General features: G+C 61.4%; 16 protein-coding genes. 1 reads left to right on the top strand and 15 read right to left on the bottom strand.

The features are described 5' to 3' along the window. The first annotated feature begins 136 nt into the window (after positions 1 to 136). Positions 137 to 2,044, top strand: a complete 1,908-nt coding sequence (locus tag QYQ93_RS02775) for a methyl-accepting chemotaxis protein (protein ID WP_338476278.1) — start codon at positions 137 to 139, stop codon at positions 2,042 to 2,044. 4 nt (positions 2,045 to 2,048) lie between these two features. Here QYQ93_RS02775 and QYQ93_RS02770 read toward each other — a convergent pair whose 3' ends face one another. From QYQ93_RS02770 to QYQ93_RS02700, 15 genes are all read right to left on the bottom strand, one after another. Further along, on the bottom strand, positions 2,049 to 2,783 hold the full coding sequence (locus tag QYQ93_RS02770; RefSeq protein WP_032878328.1) for an amino acid ABC transporter ATP-binding protein: 735 nt from the start codon (positions 2,781 to 2,783) through the stop codon (positions 2,049 to 2,051). Beyond that, positions 2,776 to 3,735, bottom strand: coding sequence for an amino acid ABC transporter permease (locus QYQ93_RS02765; protein ID WP_043047262.1), 960 nt, complete (start codon positions 3,733 to 3,735; stop codon positions 2,776 to 2,778). Before QYQ93_RS02765 ends, QYQ93_RS02770 begins: the two co-directional genes overlap by 8 nt. Positions 3,736 to 3,869: 134 nt before the next feature. Further along, the gene (locus QYQ93_RS02760) at positions 3,870 to 4,667 is read right to left on the bottom strand and encodes a transporter substrate-binding domain-containing protein (protein ID WP_043047263.1); all 798 of its coding nucleotides are present in this window, start codon (positions 4,665 to 4,667) and stop codon (positions 3,870 to 3,872) included. A 219-nt stretch (positions 4,668 to 4,886) separates the two neighbouring features. Further along, entirely contained in the window at positions 4,887 to 5,687 is an 801-nt protein-coding gene (locus tag QYQ93_RS02755) for a transporter substrate-binding domain-containing protein (RefSeq protein WP_338476277.1), read from the bottom strand. 187 nt (positions 5,688 to 5,874) lie between these two features. Further along, positions 5,875 to 8,454, bottom strand: a complete 2,580-nt coding sequence (mdoH, locus tag QYQ93_RS02750; protein ID WP_338476276.1) for a glucans biosynthesis glucosyltransferase MdoH — start codon at positions 8,452 to 8,454, stop codon at positions 5,875 to 5,877. Continuing rightward, positions 8,447 to 10,126, bottom strand: coding sequence for a glucan biosynthesis protein G (locus tag QYQ93_RS02745; protein ID WP_225924133.1), 1,680 nt, complete (start codon positions 10,124 to 10,126; stop codon positions 8,447 to 8,449). Before QYQ93_RS02745 ends, mdoH begins: the two co-directional genes overlap by 8 nt. A 323-nt stretch (positions 10,127 to 10,449) precedes the next feature. Next, positions 10,450 to 10,887 carry a D-aminoacyl-tRNA deacylase gene (dtd, locus tag QYQ93_RS02740; RefSeq protein WP_338476275.1) on the bottom strand — a complete coding sequence of 146 codons (438 nt, stop codon included), beginning with the start codon at positions 10,885 to 10,887 and terminating at the stop codon, positions 10,450 to 10,452. Further along, positions 10,884 to 11,855, bottom strand: coding sequence for a prolyl aminopeptidase (pip, locus tag QYQ93_RS02735; RefSeq protein WP_043047267.1), 972 nt, complete (start codon positions 11,853 to 11,855; stop codon positions 10,884 to 10,886). The genes dtd and pip overlap by 4 nt, the downstream gene beginning before the upstream one ends. A 241-nt stretch (positions 11,856 to 12,096) precedes the next feature. After that, positions 12,097 to 12,897: an N-formylglutamate deformylase gene (gene hutG / locus QYQ93_RS02730; RefSeq protein WP_338476274.1), complete on the bottom strand. Its 801-nt coding sequence runs from the start codon at positions 12,895 to 12,897 to the stop codon at positions 12,097 to 12,099. Positions 12,898 to 12,908: 11 nt separating this feature from the next. Next, entirely contained in the window at positions 12,909 to 14,114 is a 1,206-nt protein-coding gene (gene hutI / locus QYQ93_RS02725; RefSeq protein ID WP_043047269.1) for an imidazolonepropionase, read from the bottom strand. Positions 14,115 to 14,129: 15 nt separating this feature from the next. After that, positions 14,130 to 15,539, bottom strand: a complete 1,410-nt coding sequence (locus QYQ93_RS02720) for an amino acid permease (protein ID WP_043047270.1) — start codon at positions 15,537 to 15,539, stop codon at positions 14,130 to 14,132. Positions 15,540 to 15,717: 178 nt separating this feature from the next. Then, positions 15,718 to 17,250 (bottom strand): histidine ammonia-lyase, encoded by a 1,533-nt coding sequence (gene hutH, locus QYQ93_RS02715; protein WP_338476273.1) that lies wholly within the window; start codon positions 17,248 to 17,250, stop codon positions 15,718 to 15,720. Positions 17,251 to 17,282: 32 nt separating this feature from the next. Next, positions 17,283 to 18,791 carry a histidine ammonia-lyase gene (locus QYQ93_RS02710; RefSeq protein ID WP_338476272.1) on the bottom strand — a complete coding sequence of 503 codons (1,509 nt, stop codon included), beginning with the start codon at positions 18,789 to 18,791 and terminating at the stop codon, positions 17,283 to 17,285. A gap of 143 nt (positions 18,792 to 18,934) precedes the next feature. Beyond that, entirely contained in the window at positions 18,935 to 19,759 is an 825-nt protein-coding gene (locus QYQ93_RS02705) for a quaternary amine ABC transporter ATP-binding protein (RefSeq protein ID WP_052501115.1), read from the bottom strand. Continuing rightward, positions 19,756 to 20,607 carry an ABC transporter permease gene (locus QYQ93_RS02700; protein WP_043047273.1) on the bottom strand — a complete coding sequence of 284 codons (852 nt, stop codon included), beginning with the start codon at positions 20,605 to 20,607 and terminating at the stop codon, positions 19,756 to 19,758. Before QYQ93_RS02700 ends, QYQ93_RS02705 begins: the two co-directional genes overlap by 4 nt. Positions 20,608 to 20,670: the final 63 nt, after the last annotated feature.

Raw genomic sequence — 20,670 nt, 5'->3', positions numbered from 1 at the left:
GCAACTTGTGAAATTTCCTACACGTCTTTCAGGTCAATTCTTACGCGCCCTATGCCGAAAAGATTTAGCGTTCTCACTCCTCCTGACCTGCGTCAGCCGGGGTGCGAAACGCTCTCTTTTCTGATGGAGGTGCATCATGTTTCGACCACTGACCCGCGTATTAGGCAACACCAGCGTCACCCTCAAACTCATCCTTGGCTTCGGCCTGGTACTGGCGTTGTGCATGGCTGTCGCCCTGACCGGTTGGCAGGCCCTGAACGCCTCACTGTTTCGCGCACAAACCCTCACCACGCTTTCCCGACTGGCCGTGACCGGCGAAGAATTGCGTGCCGACCGGATTGTGTATCGCACCGTGAATGACCCGGCAAGCTTTGACAAGCTCGGCCGGCACATGGAGAAAATCGACGCTTACCTGGCCGAGTTGGCCGAGCGCCTGAAAATTCCTGCCCACCTGCAGCAGGTCCAAGACTCCAGTCGTCTCAGCGCACGCTTCAAAACCGCACTGAACGGGCTGCCCAACCTGATCGAACAACGCGAGCAAGCGCAGAAACGACTCACCAGCAGCGCCGTGACCGCCAGTGACACCCTGGGACAACTGTCCAGCGACTTGCCAGACCAGAATGACGAGAAAGCCTTGGACAGCGTAGAAAACCTGCGCCAGGCCATGGAGGCAGCCGAAGACCGCACCAAGTCCCCGGCCTGGGCCGCCGACACACTGCAAATCTACACGCAAGCGGTGGATGCTGCGCTCAAAACCCTCGACAGCGCCCAGTCTGCCGTGACGGCTCTGCCGGTAGACAGCAGCGCGCTCAACAGTGCATTGCTCGATTATCGCGCCCAACTCAATCGCCTCAAGGAGGCGCAGGTCACCGTTGAAACCACCCAGAACCAACTGGAACAATGGCTGGACCAACTGCTGTCGCAAAGCGACCGGTTGAGCGAGGAACAGACCCAGCAACGCGACAAGGAAGCCGGCCTGGCGCGCCTGCTGATGCTCTATGTAACCGGCGCGGCGTTGCTGCTCGGCGTCCTCGCCGCCTGGCTGATCGCCGGCCAGATCGTCAGGCCGCTGCGCCAGGCGCTGCAAACCGCCAACCGCATCGCCGAGGGTGACCTGAGCCATGACATCACTACAACGCGACGCGACGAACTGGGCCAATTGCAGCGCAGCATCGGCCAGATGACCCTGAACCTGCGCACCCTGATCGGCGGCATCAACGACAGCGCCCGCCAGATCGCCAGTGCCGCCGAGCAATTGTCCGCCGTCACCGAGCAAACCCGCGCCGGGGTCAATGGCCAGAAACTGGAGACCGAACAAGTCGCCACCGCCATGAACGAAATGCTCGCCACCTCCCAAGAGGTCGCACGCCATGCCGAGCAAGCCTCGATTGCCGCCATCGAGGCTGATCAACAAGCGGGCGTGGGCGACCAGGTGGTGGCCGAGGCGATTACCCATATCGAGCACCTGGCTGAGCAAATGAACCGCTCAAGCGAGGCGATGCAAGGCCTGCAGCAGGAAAGCCAGAAGATCGGCAGCGTGCTGGAGGTGATCAAGTCGGTATCCGAGCAGACCAACCTGTTGGCCCTCAACGCCGCTATCGAAGCGGCGCGCGCGGGTGAGGCAGGTCGCGGTTTCGCCGTGGTCGCCGACGAGGTGCGCACCCTGGCTCAGCGTACCCAACAATCAGCCGAGGAAATCGAAGGCTTGATCGAGGGTTTGCAGCGGGGCACACAACACACTGCCGACATCATGGACAACAGCCTCAGCCTGACCGACAACAGCGTGGAACTGACGCGTCGCGCAGGTCAGGCCCTGGCCAACATCACCCGCACGGTCTCGGTGATCCAGGAGATGAACCCGCAGATTGCCGCAGCAGCCGAGGAGCAAAGCGCAGTGGCCGAGGAGATCAATCGCAGCGTACTAAAAGTCAAGGAGGCGTCGGAGCAAACCTCGACCGCCAGTGAGCAGACGGCGGCGGCCAGTGTTGAACTGGCACGCTTGGGCTCCGAGCTGGCACGTTCGGTAGGCCGCTTCAAAGTCTGAGCGGCTACAGCACCTGGCGCAGGAAGGCTTGTGCCCGGGGGTCCTGGGGAGCGGCGAAGAAGGCGGCGGGTGCGGCATCTTCCAGCAGTTTGCCGTGGTCGAAAAACAGCACCCGGTCCGCCACTTCCCGGGCAAAGCCCATCTCGTGGGTAACGCAGACCATGGTCATGCCTTCCAGGGCCAGGGTCTTCATCACGTCCAGCACTTCACCGACCATTTCCGGGTCGAGGGCCGAGGTGGGCTCGTCAAACAGCATCACCTTGGGCTCCATGGCCAGGGCCCGGGCAATCGCGACCCGCTGCTGCTGGCCGCCAGACAGGCGTGACGGAAACTCATGGGCCTTCTGTGCGATACCGACCTTTTCCAGCAGGGCCAGGGCCTTGGCCTCGCGCTCTTGCTTGCCGCGCTTGCGCACGACCTTTTGCGCCAGGCACAGGTTTTCCAGCACGGTCATGTGCGGGAACAGGTTGAAATGCTGGAACACCATGCCAACTTCACGCCGATAGGCATTCACGTCGGTCTTCGGGTCGGCCAGTTGCAGGCCGTCGATGCTCACCGAGCCCGAGTCGAATTCTTCCAGGCCATTGAGGCAGCGCAGGAAGGTAGACTTGCCGGAGCCGGACGGCCCGATCACCACCAGCACTTCGCCCTTGGCGACCTGGGTGGTGACGTGATCCACCGCGCGCACCACGTGCCCACGGGTGTCGAAGACTTTTACCAGATCGCGCACTTCAATCACTTTGGGCGAGCCTCCGCTCAAGCCGGCTGGCCATTTTCGACAGCGGCAGGTTGATCAGCAGGTAAAGGCCTGCCACACAGAACAGGATCTCAAACGGCGAGAACGAGGTGGTGATCACCTCGCGGCCACTCTTGAGCAACTCGGTAATCGCGATCACTGACACCAGCGACGTGTCTTTTACCAGGCTGATAAATTGCCCGGCCAGGGGCGGCAGCACGCGCTTGAAGGCTTGCGGCAACACCACATGGCGCATCGACTGGCTGGCGCTCAAGCCCAGGGAGCGCGCCGCTTCGTCCTGGCCACGGGTGATGGACTGCACCCCGGCGCGGACGATTTCCGCCACATAGGCGCCGGTGAACAACGACAGCGCGGCGATCCCGGCAAACTCCCGGGACAGGTTGAGCACCGTGCCGATAAAGAAATAGAAAATGAAGATCTGTACCAGCAACGGCGTACCGCGCACCAGTTCGACGTAGATCGTCGACAGGTCGCGCAAGGTCGGGTTTTTGGAGAGCCGGCACAACCCGGTCGCCAAGCCAATGGCCAAGCCGAGGACGCCGGACACCACAGACAGCCACAACGTGGTCCACAAGCCCCACATCAACGGCCCGAGCGCCCACTGGCGAGTCACGCCGACCACGTCACCCTCAGCCACATCGTCGCCGCGCGCCACTTGCAGGCTGTTGTCGGCAACCGTGAGCTTTTGCTCGCCCCCCGCGTCATTGCGCAGGGTGACTTCGGCCATGTCGCCTTTGCGCACCAGCTCGACCACGGTGGACATATCCGCAGCGCGCTGGGAGGTCTCGGCTTGATAGGCAAAGTATTGCGGCACGCGGTTCCAGCGCCACTCGTAGGACATCAGCGAGGTGGCGTAGTACAAGGCGCCAGCCAGGCCGACCAGCACAACCACGGTGAGCAGGTGCCAGGGCCATTGGGCTTTTTTCTGTTTCATTTCATTTTCCGGATGCAGTGCTTTTGTAGGAGCGAGCTTGCTCGCGAAAAATCCGAGAACCCGTTGGGTGTCAGGATTGCCGCGTTACCATTGACGATTTTCGCGAGCAAGCTCGCTCCTACACCATCAAGCTTTTATTCCATGTCCTTGAGCCACTCGGAGCTCTTGAACCACTTGTCATGGATGCGATCGTAGGTGCCGTCGTTCTTGATCTGGTGCAGGAAGTTGTTGATGAAGTTGATGCTGTCGTAGTCACCCTTCTTCAAACCGAACGCCAGAGGCTCGAAGGTGAAGGGTTCTTCCAGGAACACCAGCTTGCCGTTGCCGACTTTCTTCTCGGCAACCACGTTGTACGGCGCGTCATACACGAAGGCATCGGCCTTGCCGTTGACCACGTCCAGCACACCCTCCTGCTCGTTATCGTAACCGTGGTACTTGGCCTTGGAGATCAGCTTCTTGGCCACCATTTCACCGGTGGTACCGAGCTTGGAGGTCAGGCGGTATTTCTCGTCGTTCAGGTCTTTGTAGGACTTGATCGTGCCTTCCAGCTCCTTGCGGATCAGCAGGGTCTGGCCGACCACGATGAAGGGTTCGCTGAAGTTCAGGCGCAGGTTGCGCTCCTGGGTCAGGGTCATGCCGCTGCCGATCATGTCGAACTTGCCGGTCAGGAAGGCCGGGATGATGCCGTCATAGCCAGTAGAAACCAGCTCCAGCTTGACTCCCATGGACTTGGCCATGGCCTTGAGGATGTCGACTTCGAAACCGATGATCTCACCGCGCTTGTCAGTCATTTCAAACGGCATGTAGGTCGGGTCCATGCCGACTTTCAGCGTGCCGCGCTTGACCGCATCGTCGATGGCACCGGCCTGTGCCGCAGTGGCAGCGACCAGCGCAGTGACACCGAGCAGCAGCATCGAAAGATACTTTTTCATCAACAAGTCCCCTGAACGATTCTTATAAGGTTGGCGCGCAAGAGGGCTGCGCCATTTCGGGGTGGGATCCTAACCCACTCGCTGCCCGTCACAAAGGTTTCACGGGTAAATCATATCGGCGTATGTCGCAACCCCCCGACAGCGTTGCGGTTCAATGCAGAGGTAGACACATCGGCGCAGCGGTTGGGCAATTGATTGATGTGTAAGTAGTTATGACGATCACTCAAGCTCAGACACCCAGGCAGTGTCCGTGAACCACTTGTCATGCAGGCGATCGTAGGTGCCGTCCTGGGCGATCTGGTTGAGGAAGTGATTGATCCAGTTGAGGCTGTCGTAGTCGCCTTTTTTCACGCCGAAGGCCAGGGGTTCGAAGGTGAAGGGTTGTTCCAGTGCCAGCAATGCGCTGTTCTGCGGCCGGCTCAGTGCGATCAGGTTGTAGGGTGCGTCATGCACGAATGCGTCGACCGTACCCTCCACAACCTGGCGCACCCCCTCTTCCGGGGTCGTCACGCTGCTGAGGCGCGCCGCTCCAAGAAAGCGCCGTGCTGCGTCCTCTCCCGTGGTGCCTTCAATGGCGACGACGCGATAACCGGCTTGGTTCAAGTCTTCAATGCTGAAAATCGAACCCGCCAGGCGAGGATGCAGCAGCACGCTCTGGCCCACCACGATAAACGAGTCGCTGAAGTTGAGCTTGAGGTTGCGCTCCTGGGTGACCGTCATGCCGCTGCCAATCAGATCGAACTTTTTCGCCATCAACCCCGGTAACAACTCCGTATAGGGCACCGCCACCAGCTCAAGCTTTACGCCCAGTGCGCGGCTCATGGCATGGAGCAAGTCGATTTCAAAGCCGATGATGCGTCCCTGTTTATCCAGCATTTCGAACGGCACGTAGTTGGGAGTCGTGCCAACTTTCAATACACCACGGCGAACAGCATCGTCCAGCGCACCCGCCTTCAGCAGCCCTGTGTGCACCAATAGGAAACAGCTAATCAGCAATGCCGCACAGTACTTCTTGATCATGAATGCCCCCGTGGCAAGTCAAATTTTGGGGGGCGATGCTAACCCAGTCGCCGGCACGGCAATACGCTTCGAACAGAGGTCTTTTGTTTCAAAATAACAAGGAGTTAGGGATACAAAGAAGGCACTGTAAACGCTGTAGGACCAGCGTCTGGAACACCCCCGAGGTGAGCCCTCGAGGGCGTCTGAATCAGGCTGGTTGAGCCTGGGCCGACTGCGGTTGCAGCGGCAGCAACGGCAGCAACGGCGCATGCGGATCAGCCTTGATCGATGCACGCCAGGCACCGAGCCACTCGGCGTGGCCTTCGCTCCAGACCTGCTCATGCAGGCGTGCCAGAGCCACCGGGTCGCTGAGCAAGGCCAGGCGTTCGCTGTTGTTGAGGCCGGCCGGGCCGACTTTCAACGCGTGGCGAACACGCTCCATGCGCAGGTACTCGATCGGCTCGGCCTCACGGTGCCGCGAAGTCGCCAAGGCGCAGGCCAGGGCGTTCTGCTGCGGGTCGACCACGGAACGCACAAAACCGTCATTGAGGGCGTGCCAGCGATTTTCATGGGTGTATTGCTCGGTCGACAGCAACGCTTGCGGCGGATTGTATTCCTCAGGAATCAGGAACAGGCTCTCGTCGCGGGACTTGAGACCCAGCTTGACCCGACTGGAAATCACCGACACCGGGATCGACAGCATCAGCGAGCCGACAATCGGGATCAGCCACCACAGGAAGCTTGGGTTCAACCACACCACCAGCAGGGCCCACAGGAAGCCCAGCAAGGTTTGCGGCCCGTGGCGCTTGACCGCTTCGCTCCATGGCGTGGAGTCGTCGTCACGCTGCGGCGAGTTCCAGGTGGCGGCCCAGCCGAGGAACGCGGCAAGCACGAAACGGGTGTGGAAAATCATCCGCACCGGCGCCAGCAGCATGGAGAACAGCATCTCCAGCAGCATCGACAAGGTCACCTTGAACTTGCCGCCGAACTCTTTCGCGCCCTTGGCCCAGATCAGGATGATGCTCAGCAGTTTGGGCAGGAACAGCAGCACGATGGTGGTGGAGAACAGCGCCACCGCCTTGTCCGGGTGCCATTGTGGCCACAGCGGGTACAACTGGCGCGGAGCCATGAAGTACTGCGGCTCCATCAAGGTATTCACCGCCAGCAGCGCGGTGGACAACACCAGGAAGAAGAACCACAACGGCGCCGACAGGTAGGACATCACGCCGGTCAGGAACACCGCACGGTGCACCGGGTGCATGCCTTTTACCAGGAACAGGCGGAAGTTCATCAGGTTACCGTGGCACCAGCGACGGTCACGCTTGAGTTCGTCCAGCAGGTTCGGTGGCAGTTCTTCGTAGCTGCCGGGCAGGTCGTAGGCGATCCACACGCCCCAGCCGGCACGGCGCATCAGCGCAGCTTCAACGAAGTCGTGGGAGAGGATCGCACCGGCAAACGCGCCTTTACCGGGCAACGGCGCCAGGGCGCAGTGCTCGATAAACGGCTTCATGCGGATGATCGCGTTGTGACCCCAGTAGTGGGATTCACCCAGCTGCCAGAAGTGCAGGCCGGCGGTAAACAGCGGGCCGTACACGCGGGTGGCGAACTGCTGCATGCGCGCATACAGGGTGTCCATGCCCGACGCCCGTGGCGCGGTCTGGATAATCCCCGCATCCGGCGTGGCTTCCATCAGGCGCACCAGGCTGGTCAGGCATTCGCCGCTCATCACGCTGTCGGCGTCGAGCACTACCATGTACTTGTAGTCACCGCCCCAGCGACGGCAGAAGTCGTCGAGGTTGCCGCTCTTGCGCTTTACGCGGCGGCGACGGCGGCGATAGAAGATCTTGCCGAAGCCACCGGCCTCGCGGCACACATCGAGCCAGGCTTGCTGCTCGGCGATGCAGATGTCGGCGTCGTTACTGTCACTGAGCACGAAGAAGTCAAAGCGATCCAGGTCGCCGGTGGCGGCCACCGATTCGAAGGTCGCACGCAAACCCGCGAATACCCGCGGCACGTCTTCGTTGCAGATCGGCATCACCAGGGCGGTGCGCGCATCCTTCGGAATCGGCTCGTCGCCGGCACTTTTACCGGAGATGCGATATTTATCGTGACCGGTCAGCAGCTCCAGGAAGCCCATCAACGCGGTCCAGAAACCTGCCGACACCCAGCAGAACAGAATCCCGAACATGATCAGGATGCTGGTTTGCAGGGCGTAAGGCAGTACCTGGGTTGCCGTTTGCAGCAGGGTCTGGTTGCGGATTTCGTCGAAGTCGACCAGCGACCAGCCCTGGTACGGCATGATGCCTTTCATGTACCAGCCAGCCACGATGGTCTGGCCGAGCATCAGCACCAGCAGGATATAGCGACGGATCGAACCCACGGTACGCCAGCGCGCAGCCGGCAACACCCGCTCGTCTTTCGGTGGCTTGGGCGGGTTGGTGCGACCGGTGATCCGCCGCCAGCCACGCACCAGGATATTGGTACGCCAAGGCTCGGGCACCACTTTGGTCCGGCGGATCGGTGGCGTGGCCTTGAGGCATACGCGACCGCTGGCGTCGAGCGCCAGCATTTCGGCGTCTTGCAGCTCTTCGGCAGTGCTGAGGGTCAACCGACGGCCGACCGAGGCCTGGGCGGCGTCGGTCGGTGCGTCGAAGGTTTTTGACGACAGGCGCTCATGCAACTCGCTGAACGAGCTGCAGCCCGCCAGCTCGGCGCGCTGCTCGGCCGTCATGGGCAGATGCGCCAGGTACTCGGACAGAGTCTCAGGCGTTATTTGGGAATTACTCATCGGCAGGCAACTGATAGCTCCAGGTTTCGGTCAGGACTTGCTCAGTCTTGATCGGCTCCGGAGTGGCTGGGGCAGCTTCTGGCTGCTGGGCTTGCTTGTCTTTCGCGTCTTTCTTGGCCTGTTTCTCGTGCTGCTTGGCCAGGACCTTGTCGGCCTTCAACACATGGTTGGAAACCGGCTCAGGCTCTGGCTGCACGATATCCTGCACCAGTGCCGCACGCATCTCGGTCGGCTTGCCCGCGTCCTTGATCTTCATGCGCAGGGTCAGGCGCCAGCCTTTGGTGTGCTCGTTGTAGCGCACACTGTTTTCAACCAGCTCGGCGTTGTCACTGACGCTCACCTGGCTGCGCACCGGGGCGTCCGGCAGCAGCTTCTTCAGGGACGGGCCTTCGAAGTCCACCAGGTAGGCCACGCTGCCATCGGGCTGACGGATCAGGTTGGATTGCTTCACGTCACCGGTGGAACGCAGGGTCTGCTTGACCCAGGCACTGTCCGGCGAATGGAATGCGGCGTCGTCCAGGGTCCAGTGCAGGCGGTAGGACACGTCCAGCGGCTTGCCGACTTCCGGCAGTTCAGCCGGGCTCCAGAACGCCACGATGTTGTCATTGGTTTCATCGGCCGTCGGGATCTCTACCAGATCGACGGTGCCCTTGCCCCAATCGCCCTCAGGCTCGATCCAGGCGCTTGGGCGCTTGTCGTAGTTGTCGTCCAGGTCTTCGTAGTGGCTGAAATTGCGGCCACGTTGCAGCAGGCCGAACCCGCGCGGGTTCTCGACGCTGAAGTTGCTGACCGACAGGTGTTTAGGGTTGTTCAACGGGCGCCAGATCCACTCGCCATTGCCGGCATGGATCGACAGGCCGCTGGAGTCGTGCAGCTCGCGACGGTAGTTGAGGACCTTGGACGGCTGGTTGGCGCCGAACAGGAACATCGAGGTCAACGGGGCCACACCCAGCTTGCTGACCTTGTCGCGCAGGTACATCTGCGATTTCACATCGACTACGGTGTCGGTGCCAGGGCGCAGGATCAGGCGATAGGCGCCCGTGGCGCGCGGCGAATCCAGCAGGGCGAAGATCACCAGGTGCTTGTCACCCGGTTTTGGACGTTCGATCCAGAACTCGGTGAAACGCGGGAACTCTTCGCCGGACGGCAGTGCGGTATCAATGGCCATCCCACGGGCAGACAGGCCATATACCTGGTCCTTGCCCACGACGCGGAAATAGCTGGCGCCGAGCATGGTCATGATTTCGTCTTGCTTATCGGCCTTGTTGATCGGGAAAAGCACACGGAAACCGGCATAGCCCAGCTGTTCAGTGGCCTTGGGATCGAATTTCACGTCGCCGAAGTCGAAACGCGTCGGGTCGTACTTAATTTCATGCACGCTGTCGGCAGTGACTTCGTTGATTTTCACCGGCGTGTCGAAATGCATGCCCTGGTGATAGAAGGACAGCTTGAACGGGGTGTTCTGATCGGCCCACTCGGCTTTTTCATTGCGGAAACGAATCTTCTGGTAGTCAGCGAATTTCATTTCGCGGAATTCGTTCGGCAGATTGCTGCGCGGAGCTTCGTATTTCTGCCCGGCCAGCTCTTTTGCCTTGGCCGACACATCATCCAGACTGAATGCCCACAGTTGACCCGCGCCGAACAGGCAAAACAGGGCAGAGCCCGTCACCAGTGCGTTTCGTAACCGTTTGGCAGACAATTTTGGTGCATTACAGGGACTAACAATCACGAGCAACCCTCGCCGAAAACAGATCAAAAAACCAACGGCCAGCTATCTATATGCCAGGTTGGCGAGCAATGTTCCGACTCCCCTAGGGCCAAATGATTCCCCAAAGGCTATCGGACAAGTCTCTACCTAAGTCAAAAATGGACCAAACAACGCTGATCCCCGTAGCGCGCGATTATCTAGTAGCCCGCGAGACAACGCATCAGGGGCAGTGAAGTATTTGTAGCGAAAACCTGCGTTTTTCAGCATTAAAGTCGTTTTTAATACATTCATGTCTGTAAGAGGAAGGTCACAGGGCCATCATTGACCAAATGCACCTGCATATCGGCGCCAAAACGCCCTGAAGCCACCTTGCCATGCAATTGTTGCGCTTGTAACAACAAGTGCTCAAAAAGCGCCGCTCCCAGGGCCGGTGGAGCCGCTGTGGAGAAGCTGGGCCGCAGCCCGCTTTTTGTGTCCGCCGCCAGGGTGAACTGCGACACCAGCAGCAAACCGCCGCCGATATCCTTGAGCGACAGGTTCATCTTGCCCTCGTCGTCACTGAACACCCGATAGTTAAGCAACTTGTGCAACAGTTTATCGGCGCTCTCGGGCGTATCTGAAGGCTCGACGGCGACCAGCACCAGCAAACCCTGGTCAATCGCCCCTACGACCTCCCCGGCAACTTCGACGTGGGCGCCACGCACCCGCTGCAACAGGCCCTTCATGCTTCTTCAGGGGGCAGATCAAGCAGGCGCCGTGCCATTTCGCCGGTCGCACGCACCAAAGCGTCGGTGATACCCGGCTCGGAGGCGGCATGCCCGGCCTCGCGTATCACCTGCAGCTCGCTGTTGGGCCAGGCCTGATGCAGCTCCCAGGCGTTATCCAGCGGGCAGATCATATCGTAGCGGCCATGGATGATGACGCCGGGCAGATGGGCGATCTTGTGCATATCGCGAATCAGCTGGTTGGGTTCCAGGAAGGAGTTGTTGGTGAAGTAATGGCATTCGATGCGGGCAATGGACAAGGCGCGCTGCGGCTCGGAGAAGCGCTCGACATGCTGCGGGCTCGGGCACAGGCCCAGCATGCGCCCTTCCCAACCGGACCAGGCCTTGGCTGCGTGCATCTGGGCGATCTGGTCGTTGCCGGTCAGGCGCTTGTGGTAGGCGGCGATCATGTCGTGGCGCTCTTCCACCGGGATCGGCGCCAGGTAGTCCTGCCAGTAATCCGGGAACAGGCGGCTCGCCCCCTCCTGGTAGAACCAATGGATGTCCTGCGGGCGCGCCAGGAAGATGCCGCGCACGATCAGGCCAAGCACGCGCTCGGGATGGGTTTGCGCGTAGGCCAGGGCCAGGGTCGAGCCCCAGGAGCCGCCGAACAGCACCCATTTGTCGATGCCCAGGTGTTCGCGGATGCGCTCAAGGTCGGCGACCAGATCCCAGGTGGTGTTGTTTTCGAGGTTGGCGCGCGGGGTCGAGCGACCACAGCCACGCTGGTCGAAGGTCACAATATGGTACAGGTTCGGGTCGAAGTAGCAGCGGCTCTGGGCGTCGCAACCGGCACCTGGGCCACCGTGGATGAACACGACGGGCAAGCCTTCGGGGGAGCCACTTTCATCGACATACAGGGTGTGGGTGTCATCGACTGCCAGATCATGCCGGGCGTAGGGTTTGATCTGCGGGTACCAAGTCTGCATTGCGCGCTCCGTAGGGTGTCGGGTTCATCCCTGGGGGGACGTCTATTATTTTGCCGTCTGGCATCATAAACCCGAATTGTGCAATGAGCATGTCCTTGAGCACTCAGACCTGTGTCAGCAGTTCGCTCCGCAGATAATCCTACAGTCGCCCCTCCAGCCCCTCCGACATCTGGACTGTGTGAATGCAGTCAAAATGTGGGAGGGGGCTTGCTCCCGATAGCTATTTGAGCGGCACCCTGAATCATCGGTAACGGCTTTGCCCCCAAGACAAAAATCCTTGCAGCAGCTGCTTCAACACCACCTGGGTCGGCTCCGCAAGGTCGGGGCGATAGCGAAACGGCTCAAACTCCTCCATATACGCGCTCTGGCACAACTCAAGTTGCACGGCATGGATATCCTGCGCCGGGTCGCCGTAGTGCCGGGTGATGTGGCCGCCCTTGAAACGCCCGTTCAGCACATGGGTGTATTGGGGATACTGAGCACAGATGGCTTCCAGCTGGCTGGCCAATTCCGGATCGCATGCGGCGCCGTTGAAGGTACCGAGGTTGAAGTCCGGCAACTTGCCGTCGAACAGGTGCGGGATCACCGAGCGGATCGAGTGCGCATCGAACAACAGCGCATAGCCGAACTCGGCCTTGAGGCGCGCCAGTTCTTCTTGCAACTGGCGGTGATAAGGCCCCCAGATCTTCTGCAGGTAGCTAGCACGCTCTTCCTCGGAGGGCGTCTGCCCTTCACGAAACAACGGCACGCCATCGAACAGCGTCTCCGGGTACAGGCCGGTGGTGGCGCCGGCATAAAGCGGCTTGTTATCCGAGGGCCGGTTCAAGTCGATGACAAACCGCGAGTACTCTGCCGCCAGGGTGCTGGCGCCCAGTTCTTCGGCAAAGTCATACAGCAAAGGTATATGCCAGTCGGTGTCCGGCAGGCTTTGCGCCTCGGGGATCAACCCGGCCTCGACCGCAGGCGTCAGGCGCAGGCCGGCGTGGGGCATGCTGATCAGCAGCGGTACGCGGCCTTGTTTGAATGTCAGGACCTTATCCACAACGCTTCTCCTTAAACAGTGACATCGACGCCATGGCGCACGACGCGTTTATCCAGCTCGCCGCCCAGCCAGTAGGCCAGGTCGGCGGGGCGATCGATCTGCCAGGCGACAAAATCCGCAACTTTGCCCACTTCCAGGGAACCATGGGTGTCACCCATGCCCAATGCGGTAGCCGCGTGTTGCGTGGCGCCAGCCAGGGCTTCTTCCGGGGTCATGCGGAACAGGGTGCAGGCCATGTTCAGCATCAGGCGCACCGACAACGCCGGCGAGGTGCCAGGGTTGAGATCGCTGGCGATGGCGATCTTCACGCCGTGCTTGCGCAGGGCCTCCATCGGCGGCAACTGGGTTTCACGCAGAAAGTAAAATGCACCCGGCAGCAAGACGGCGACGGTGCCGGCAGCGGCCATGGCGATGGCGTCGTCTTCGGTCATGAACTCAAGGTGGTCGGCCGACAGCGCGTGATAGCGCGCCGCCAGGCTGGAACCGTGCAGCGATGAGAGCTGCTCAGCGTGCAGCTTCACCGGCAAGCCAAGCTGTTGGGCAACCTTGAACACGCGCTCGACCTGTTCGGGGGAGAACGCCAGGTATTCACAGAAGGCATCCACCGCATCCACCAGGCCTTCTGCGGCCAGCGCCGGCAGCATCTCTTTGCAGATGTGCTCAATGTAATCATCGGCGCGGTCTTTATACTCCGGCGGCAGCGCATGAGCGGCCAGGCACGTGGCGCGCACACTGACTGGCAGCGCTTCGCCCAGGCGCCGGGCCACGCGCAGCATCTTGCGTTCGTTGGCCAAGTCCAGGCCGTAGCCGGATTTGATCTCCACCGTGGTCACGCCGTCACGCAACAGACTGCGCAGGCGCTTTTCAGCGCTGGCAAACAGTTCATCTTCCGTGGCAGCGCGGGTGGCACGCACGGTGCTGGCGATACCGCCGCCCTTGGCCGCGATGTCGGCGTAGCTGACGCCCTCAAGGCGCTGCTCGAATTCGCCGCTGCGATTGCCGCCAAACACGGTGTGAGTGTGGCAGTCGATCAGCCCGGGGGTGACCCACGCGCCTTGCAGGTCATGCACCTGGGCGTAATCGCCCGTGGGTGCCTGGCTGCGCGGGCCGATCCACTCGATCAGCGAGCCCGCAGTCACCATGGCGGCATCCTCGATAATCGAGTATCTGCCCTGAGCCATGGTTGCGACGTGGCAGTGTTGCCAAAGGGTTTTCATCAACGCCTCCCTAAGTTATCGATGAGACAAAGCCTGTTCGTAATGGACCTTGGCCCCTTGCCCGGCGGCGGGCTTGACCCACAGCAGGTACGCGACGATCAGCAGCACAATCCATACAGCGCCGACCATCAAGGCGGCCTGGGTGTCCGGGAAGTAACCGAGCACACCAAATACAAACAGCATGAACACAATGGCTGCTGCCGGCGCATAGGGCCAGAACGGCACCGGGAATTTCAGTTCGGCGACCTGCTCCTTGGTCATGGAGCGACGCATGGCGACCTGGGTAAACAGGATCATCAGCCATACCCACACAGTGGCGAAGGTGGCAATCGAAGCGATCAGCAGGAACACGTTTTCCGGGATCAGGTAGTTGAGCACCACGCCGCCGAGCAACGCGGCCCCCATCACCACCACGGTCATCCACGGCACGCCCTGTTTGGACAATTGCGCGAATCCCTTGGGCGCCTGCCCTTGCTGGGCCAGGCCGTACATCATGCGGCCCGCGCCGAAGATGTCGCTGTTGATCGCCGACACGGCCGCCGAGATCACCACAATATTGAGGATGGTCGCCGCCGAGCCGATCCCAAGGTTGCTGAATATCTGCACGAACGGGCTGCCCTGGCTGCCGATCTGCGGCCATGGGTAGATCGCCATCAACACGAACAGGGTCAGCACGTAGAACAACAGGATACGCAGCGGCACCGCGTTGATCGCCTTGGGGATCACCCGCTGCGGGTCCTTGGCTTCGCCGGCCGTGATGCCGATGATTTCGATCCCGCCAAAGGCAAACATCACTACCGCAAACGAGGCAATCAGCCCGCCGATACCGTTGGGCATGAAGCCGCCGTGGGCCCACAGGTTGCTCAAGCCACTGGCCTGGGTTTCACCCGCCGAGTGAATGCCGAACAGCATGATGCCGAACCCGCCAAGGATCATCGCCACGATGGCGCCAACCTTGAGCAACGACAGCCAGAACTCCATCTCGCCAAAAACCTTGACGTTGCACAGGTTCAGGCCGCCGATCAAAAACACGATGCCCAGCACCCAGACCCAACGGGCGACCTCGGGAAACCAGAAGCCCATGTAGATGCCGAAGGCGGTGACGTCGGCCAGGCAGACGATGATCATTTCAAACGCATAGGTCCAGCCGAGGATAAACCCGGCCATTGGCCCCAGGTAGGTGCTGGCGTACTGGCCGAAGGAGCCGGACACCGGATTGTGCACAGCCATTTCACCGAGGGCGCGCATCACCATGAACACGGCGGCGCCGCCGATCAGGTAGGCCAGCAGCACGGCAGGGCCGGCCATCTGGATGGCTGAGGCCGAACCATAGAACAGCCCGGTGCCGATCGCGGAACCGAGTGCCATGAAGCGAATATGTCGGGCGTTGAGCCCGCGTTTCAAACCTTTTTCTGGCTGGTGCATTTCTCTTCCCTAATTATTCTTGTCCGAGAAAATTGAACGCCTGCGAACGGCGGTCTTTTGTGGCGAGCGAGCTTGCTCGCGCTGGGCTGCGCAGCAGCCCCAAAAATTCTGCGAGCGCTTCGCACTCGAGCGGGAGCAAGCTCCCTCGCCACACAGAGCCTGTCGTCCTCTGGATCGGTCAGAGACTCGGCAGCAACTTGGCCGGTACCAGCTCATTCAGGCAACGGGTGGCGAGCAGTTCGCTGGCGGCGTTGATGTCCGGGGCGAAGAAGCGATCCTTGTCATAGAACGCCACCTTATCGCGCAGGATGCCGCGGGCTTTTTCAAGTGCAGGCGAGGTCTTCAGGCCGTCGCGCAAATCCAGGCCCTGGCAGGCTGCAAGCCATTCCACCGCGAGAATGCCACGGGTGTTCTCGGCCATTTCCCACAGGCGCTTGCCTGCAGCCGGGGCCATGGAGACGTGGTCTTCCTGGTTCGCCGAGGTCGGCAGGCTGTCGACGCTATGGGGATGGGCCAGTGCCTTGTTCTCGCTGGCGAGTGCAGCGGCAGTGACCTGGGCGATCATGAAACCGGAGTTCACCCCACCATTGCCTACCAGGAACGGCGGCAGTTGCGACATGTGCTTGTCCATCATCAGCGAGATGCGCCGCTCGCTCAGGGAGCCAATCTCGGCAATCGCCAAGGCCATGTTGTCGGCGGCCATGGCCACCGGTTCGGCGTGGAAGTTACCGCCGGAAATCACGTCGCCTTCGGCGGCAAATACCAGTGGGTTATCCGACACCGCGTTGGCTTCGACCACCAGCACTTCGGCAGCCTGGCGGAACTGGGTCAGGCAGGCGCCCATGACCTGTGGCTGGCAACGCAGGGAGTATGGGTCTTGCACCTTGTCGCAGTTCTGGTGCGACTGCGACACCTGGCTGCTTTCGCCCAACAGGTCACGATAGGCCGCAGCCGCATCGATCTGCCCACGCTGGCCACGCGCCGCATGAATACGCGCATCGAACGGCGAGCGCGAACCCAGTACAGCCTCCACGGTGAGGCCGCCGCAGGTGAGCGCGCCAGCAAACAGGTCTTCACCTTCGAACAGGCCGCGCAATGCGTAAGCGGTGGATACCTGGGTGCCGTTGAGCAAGGCCAGGCCTTCTTTGGCGGCCAGGGTCAGCGGCGTGAGGCCAGCAATTTTCAGCGCTTCGGTGGCTTCCAGCCATTGGCCTTTGTGGCGCGCCTTGCCTTCGCCCAGCAGCACCAGGGACATATGCGCCAATGGCGCCAGGTCACCAGAGGCGCCGACCGAACCTTTCAATGGAATGTGCGGATACACCTCGGCGTTGATCAGCGCGATCAGCGCGTCGATCACCTGGCGACGGATCCCGGAGAACCCGCGGCTGAGGCTGTTGACCTTGAGCACCATGACCAGCCGCACCAGCGCATCGCTGATCGGCTCACCGACGCCTGCAGCGTGGGACAGCACCAGGGAACGCTGGAGGTTTTCCAGGTCTTCGCTGGCGATGCGGGTAGAGGCGAGCAGGCCGAAACCGGTGTTGATGCCGTAGGCAGTGCGGTTCTCGGCGAGAATCTGCTCCACACAGGCGACGCTGGCTTCAATCTGGGCCGAGGCGCTGTCATCCAGGCTGAGGGTTACCGGCTGCTGGTAGATGGCCCGCAGTTGGGCGAGGGTCAGTTGGCCTGGAATCAGGTTTAGCGCAGTCACATTCGTTCTCCTTGTGAATTATTCTTAGGTGTTCAGTGCAAATTCGGTAACGCAGTGTCTTTAAGCAACTGGGCAGCGGCGGCAATATCCGGCGCCAGCCAACGGTCCTGCTCGTAAGCGGGGACCACTTCGCGCAACAAGCGCCAGGCGTGGTCGGTGCCCACGCCGAAGCGCTGGTCCTTGAGGAATTCGAACGCCTGGGCGGCCAGCAAATACTCGATGGCGAGGATCTGGGTGACGTTGACCAGCACCTGGTGCAGCTTGAGCGCGGCGTTGGTGCCCATGCTCAAGTGGTCCTCCTGCAGGCCCGAGGTGACGAAGTTGTCGAGCACCGCCGGTTGCGCCAGTTGGCGGTTCTGCCCGCACAAGGATGCGGCGACGTACTGCACGATCATCATTCCGGAGTTGACCCCAGGGTTGCTGACCAGGAACGCCGGCAAGCCGCTGACGTGCGGGTTGATCAGGCGGTCCAGGCGACGTTCGGCCACCGAGCCGATTTCGGCCATGGCAATCGCCAGCATGTCCGCCGCCAGCGCTACGGACTGGCCGTGCGGGTTGGCCTGGGATACCACGCGGTAGTTATCCGGGGTGCCAAGCAGCAGTGGGTTGTCCGTGGCGCTGTTGAGCTCAGTCTCGACCTGGCGAGTGGCGTGCTCAAGCTGATCGCGAGCCGCGCCGTGGATCTGCGGGATCGAACGAATGCTCAGGGCGTCCTGGGTGCGAATACCTTTGCTGCTGGCGATGACTTCGCTGCCGTCGAGCAAGGCGCGCAGGTTGCTGCCGACCTGCTGCATGCCCGGGTGCGGCTTGAGGGCGATGATTTCTGCGTCAAAGGCGTCGATCTGGCCGCGCTGGGCTTCGAAGCTCATGGCACCGATCACATCGGCCCATTGCAGCAAATGGTGGGCATCGGCCAGGGCCAAACAACTCAGGCCGGTCATGCACGGCGTGCCGTTGACCAAGCACAGGCCGTCCTTGGCGCCGAGCACCACAGGTTGCAAACCTTCTGCTTGCAAGGCTTCGTGCGCCGTCACAATCCGGCCGCGATAGCTCACGTTGCCGACGCCGAGCAAGGCCACGCCGACATGGGCCATGTGGGTCAGGTAACCCACCGAGCCCTGGGACGGCACTTGTGGGGTGATGCCGTGATTGAGCAGCGCCAGCAACGAGTGCACCACCTGTGGGTGCAGGCCGGACTTGCCGTGGCTGTAGTTGACGATCGCCGCGCAGATGATCGCGCGGGTCTGCTCGTCGCTGAGCACCGGGCCGACGCCACAGGCGTGGCTCAACAGTGTATTGCGCGACAGCTGGCTCAATTGCTCGCCCTTGAGCGACACGTTGCACAAGGCGCCCAGGCCGGTGTTGACGCCATAGGCGCGCTCGCCGCTGGCGACGATGCGTTGCACGATGGCCTGGGCGTTGTCGATGCGCGCCCAGGCCTGGCCCGAGAGCTCGAGCACGGCGCCATGGCGAGCCACGGCGGCCACGTCCTGCCAGCGCATCGGCGCGTCGGCGATGATAATTGTTGTTGCCTGGGGCATCTTCGTACCTTCTTTAATTCTTGTGCAGCCTTACCGGCCCAATCGGGGGCAAGCCCCCTCCCACCTTTAAAGGTGTTCACAGTTCAAAATGTGGGAGGGGGCTTGCTCCCGATGGGGCCAGCAGCCTCACCACAAACCCCGGCTCAGACCACCGCCGCCCGCCGCTGAACAAACCGATCCACATACTCATCCGCCGGCGAATGCAGGATCTCCCGCGGTGTGCCGACCTGGATCAGCTTGCCGTCCTTGAGAATCGCAATGCGGTTGCCGATGCGCACGGCCTCGTCGAGGTCGTGAGTGATAAACACGATGGTCTTGTGCAGGGTCTTTTGCAGCTCGAGCAGCTGGTCCTGCATCTCGGCGCGGATCAGCGGATCGAGGGCGCTGAAGGCCTCGTCCATCAGGATGATGTCGGTGTCGGCCGCCAGGGCGCGGGCCAGGCCCACACGCTGGCGCATGCCGCCGGAAAGCTGGTGCGGGTATTTGTTTTCATAGCCCTTGAGGCCCACGGTTTCGATCCAGTGCAGGGCGCGCTCGGCACACACCTGCTTGGTTTCGCCACGTACTTTCAGGCCGTAGGCAACGTTGTCGAGCACGCTCTTGTGGGGCAACAGGCCGAAGCTCTGGAACACCATGCTGATCTTGTGTCGGCGGAATTGGCGCAGGGCTTCCATGTCCAGTTGCAGGATGTCTTCGCCGTCTACCAGGATCGCGCCGCTGGTGGGGTCGATCAGGCGATTGAAGTGGCGTACCAGGGTGGACTTGCCGGAACCCGACAGGCCCATGATCACGAAGATCTCACCCGTGCCGATGCTCAGGGACAAGTCATTCACGCCGACCACGCAGCCGGTCTCGGCCAATACCTGGTCCTTGGTCTTGCCTTGGCCGATCATGGCCAGGGCATCCTTGGAACGCGCGCCGAAGATCTTGAAGACGTTCTTTACTTCGATTTTGCTGACAGTAGTCATTTGCTCGCCTCATGCCGTGGACGACCATAGGCCTGGGTGATGCGGTCGATGACCACTGCGAGAATCACGATCGCCAGCCCGGCTTCCAGGCCACGGCCAACGTTGAGGGTCTGGATGCCGACAAGCACATCCTCACCCAAGCCACGGGCGCCGATCATCGAGGCGATCACCACCATCGACAGCGCCATCATGGTGGTCTGATTTATCCCGGCCATGATGCTCGGCAACGCCAGCGGCAGTTGCACGCCGAACAGTTGCTGCCAGCGGTTGGCGCCGAAGGCGTTGATGGCTTCCATGACTTCGCCATCGACCTGGCGAATGCCCAGGTCCGTCAGGCGGATCAGTGGCGGCGCGGCGTAGATCACCGTGGCGAAGATCGCCGGGACCTTGCCCAGGCCGAACAGCATCAGCACCGGGATCAGGTACACGAAGCTGGGCATGGTCTGCATGATGTCGAGCAGTGGCATCAGCACCGACCGCAGGCGATTGCTGCGCGCCGACAGGATGCCCAGGGGAATGCCGATCAGCACCGAGATCACCGTGGCGACCATCATCAGTGCCAGGGTTTGCATCAGCTTGTCCCACAGGCCAACGGCGCCCACCAGGAACAGCAAACCGACGATCACCGCCGTGGTTACCAGCTTGCGCGTGGCGTGCCAGGCAATGCCGCCGACGATGGCCAGCATCAGCCACCAGGGTGCCATGCGCAGCAACCCTTCCAGGTTGACGATGGCCCATAGCAGGGTGTCGGAGATATGCCGGAACACATCCCCGTAGTTGGTAACCAGCGCGTCCACCCAACCGTTGACCCAGTCGGCGATGGAAAACGTAAAACTCTCAGGAAACATATCGTGCTCTCGATCCAGTGGGTTGTGGCCAGCCGCCCGGCCACCCCAGAGGGTAGCCGTGCA

It is taken from the genome of Pseudomonas khavaziana (genome assembly GCF_036704165.1).
GTDB classification, from domain to species: Bacteria; Pseudomonadota; Gammaproteobacteria; order Pseudomonadales; family Pseudomonadaceae; genus Aquipseudomonas; species Aquipseudomonas khavaziana.
This window is presented reverse-complemented; position numbering and strand designations above follow the sequence as displayed.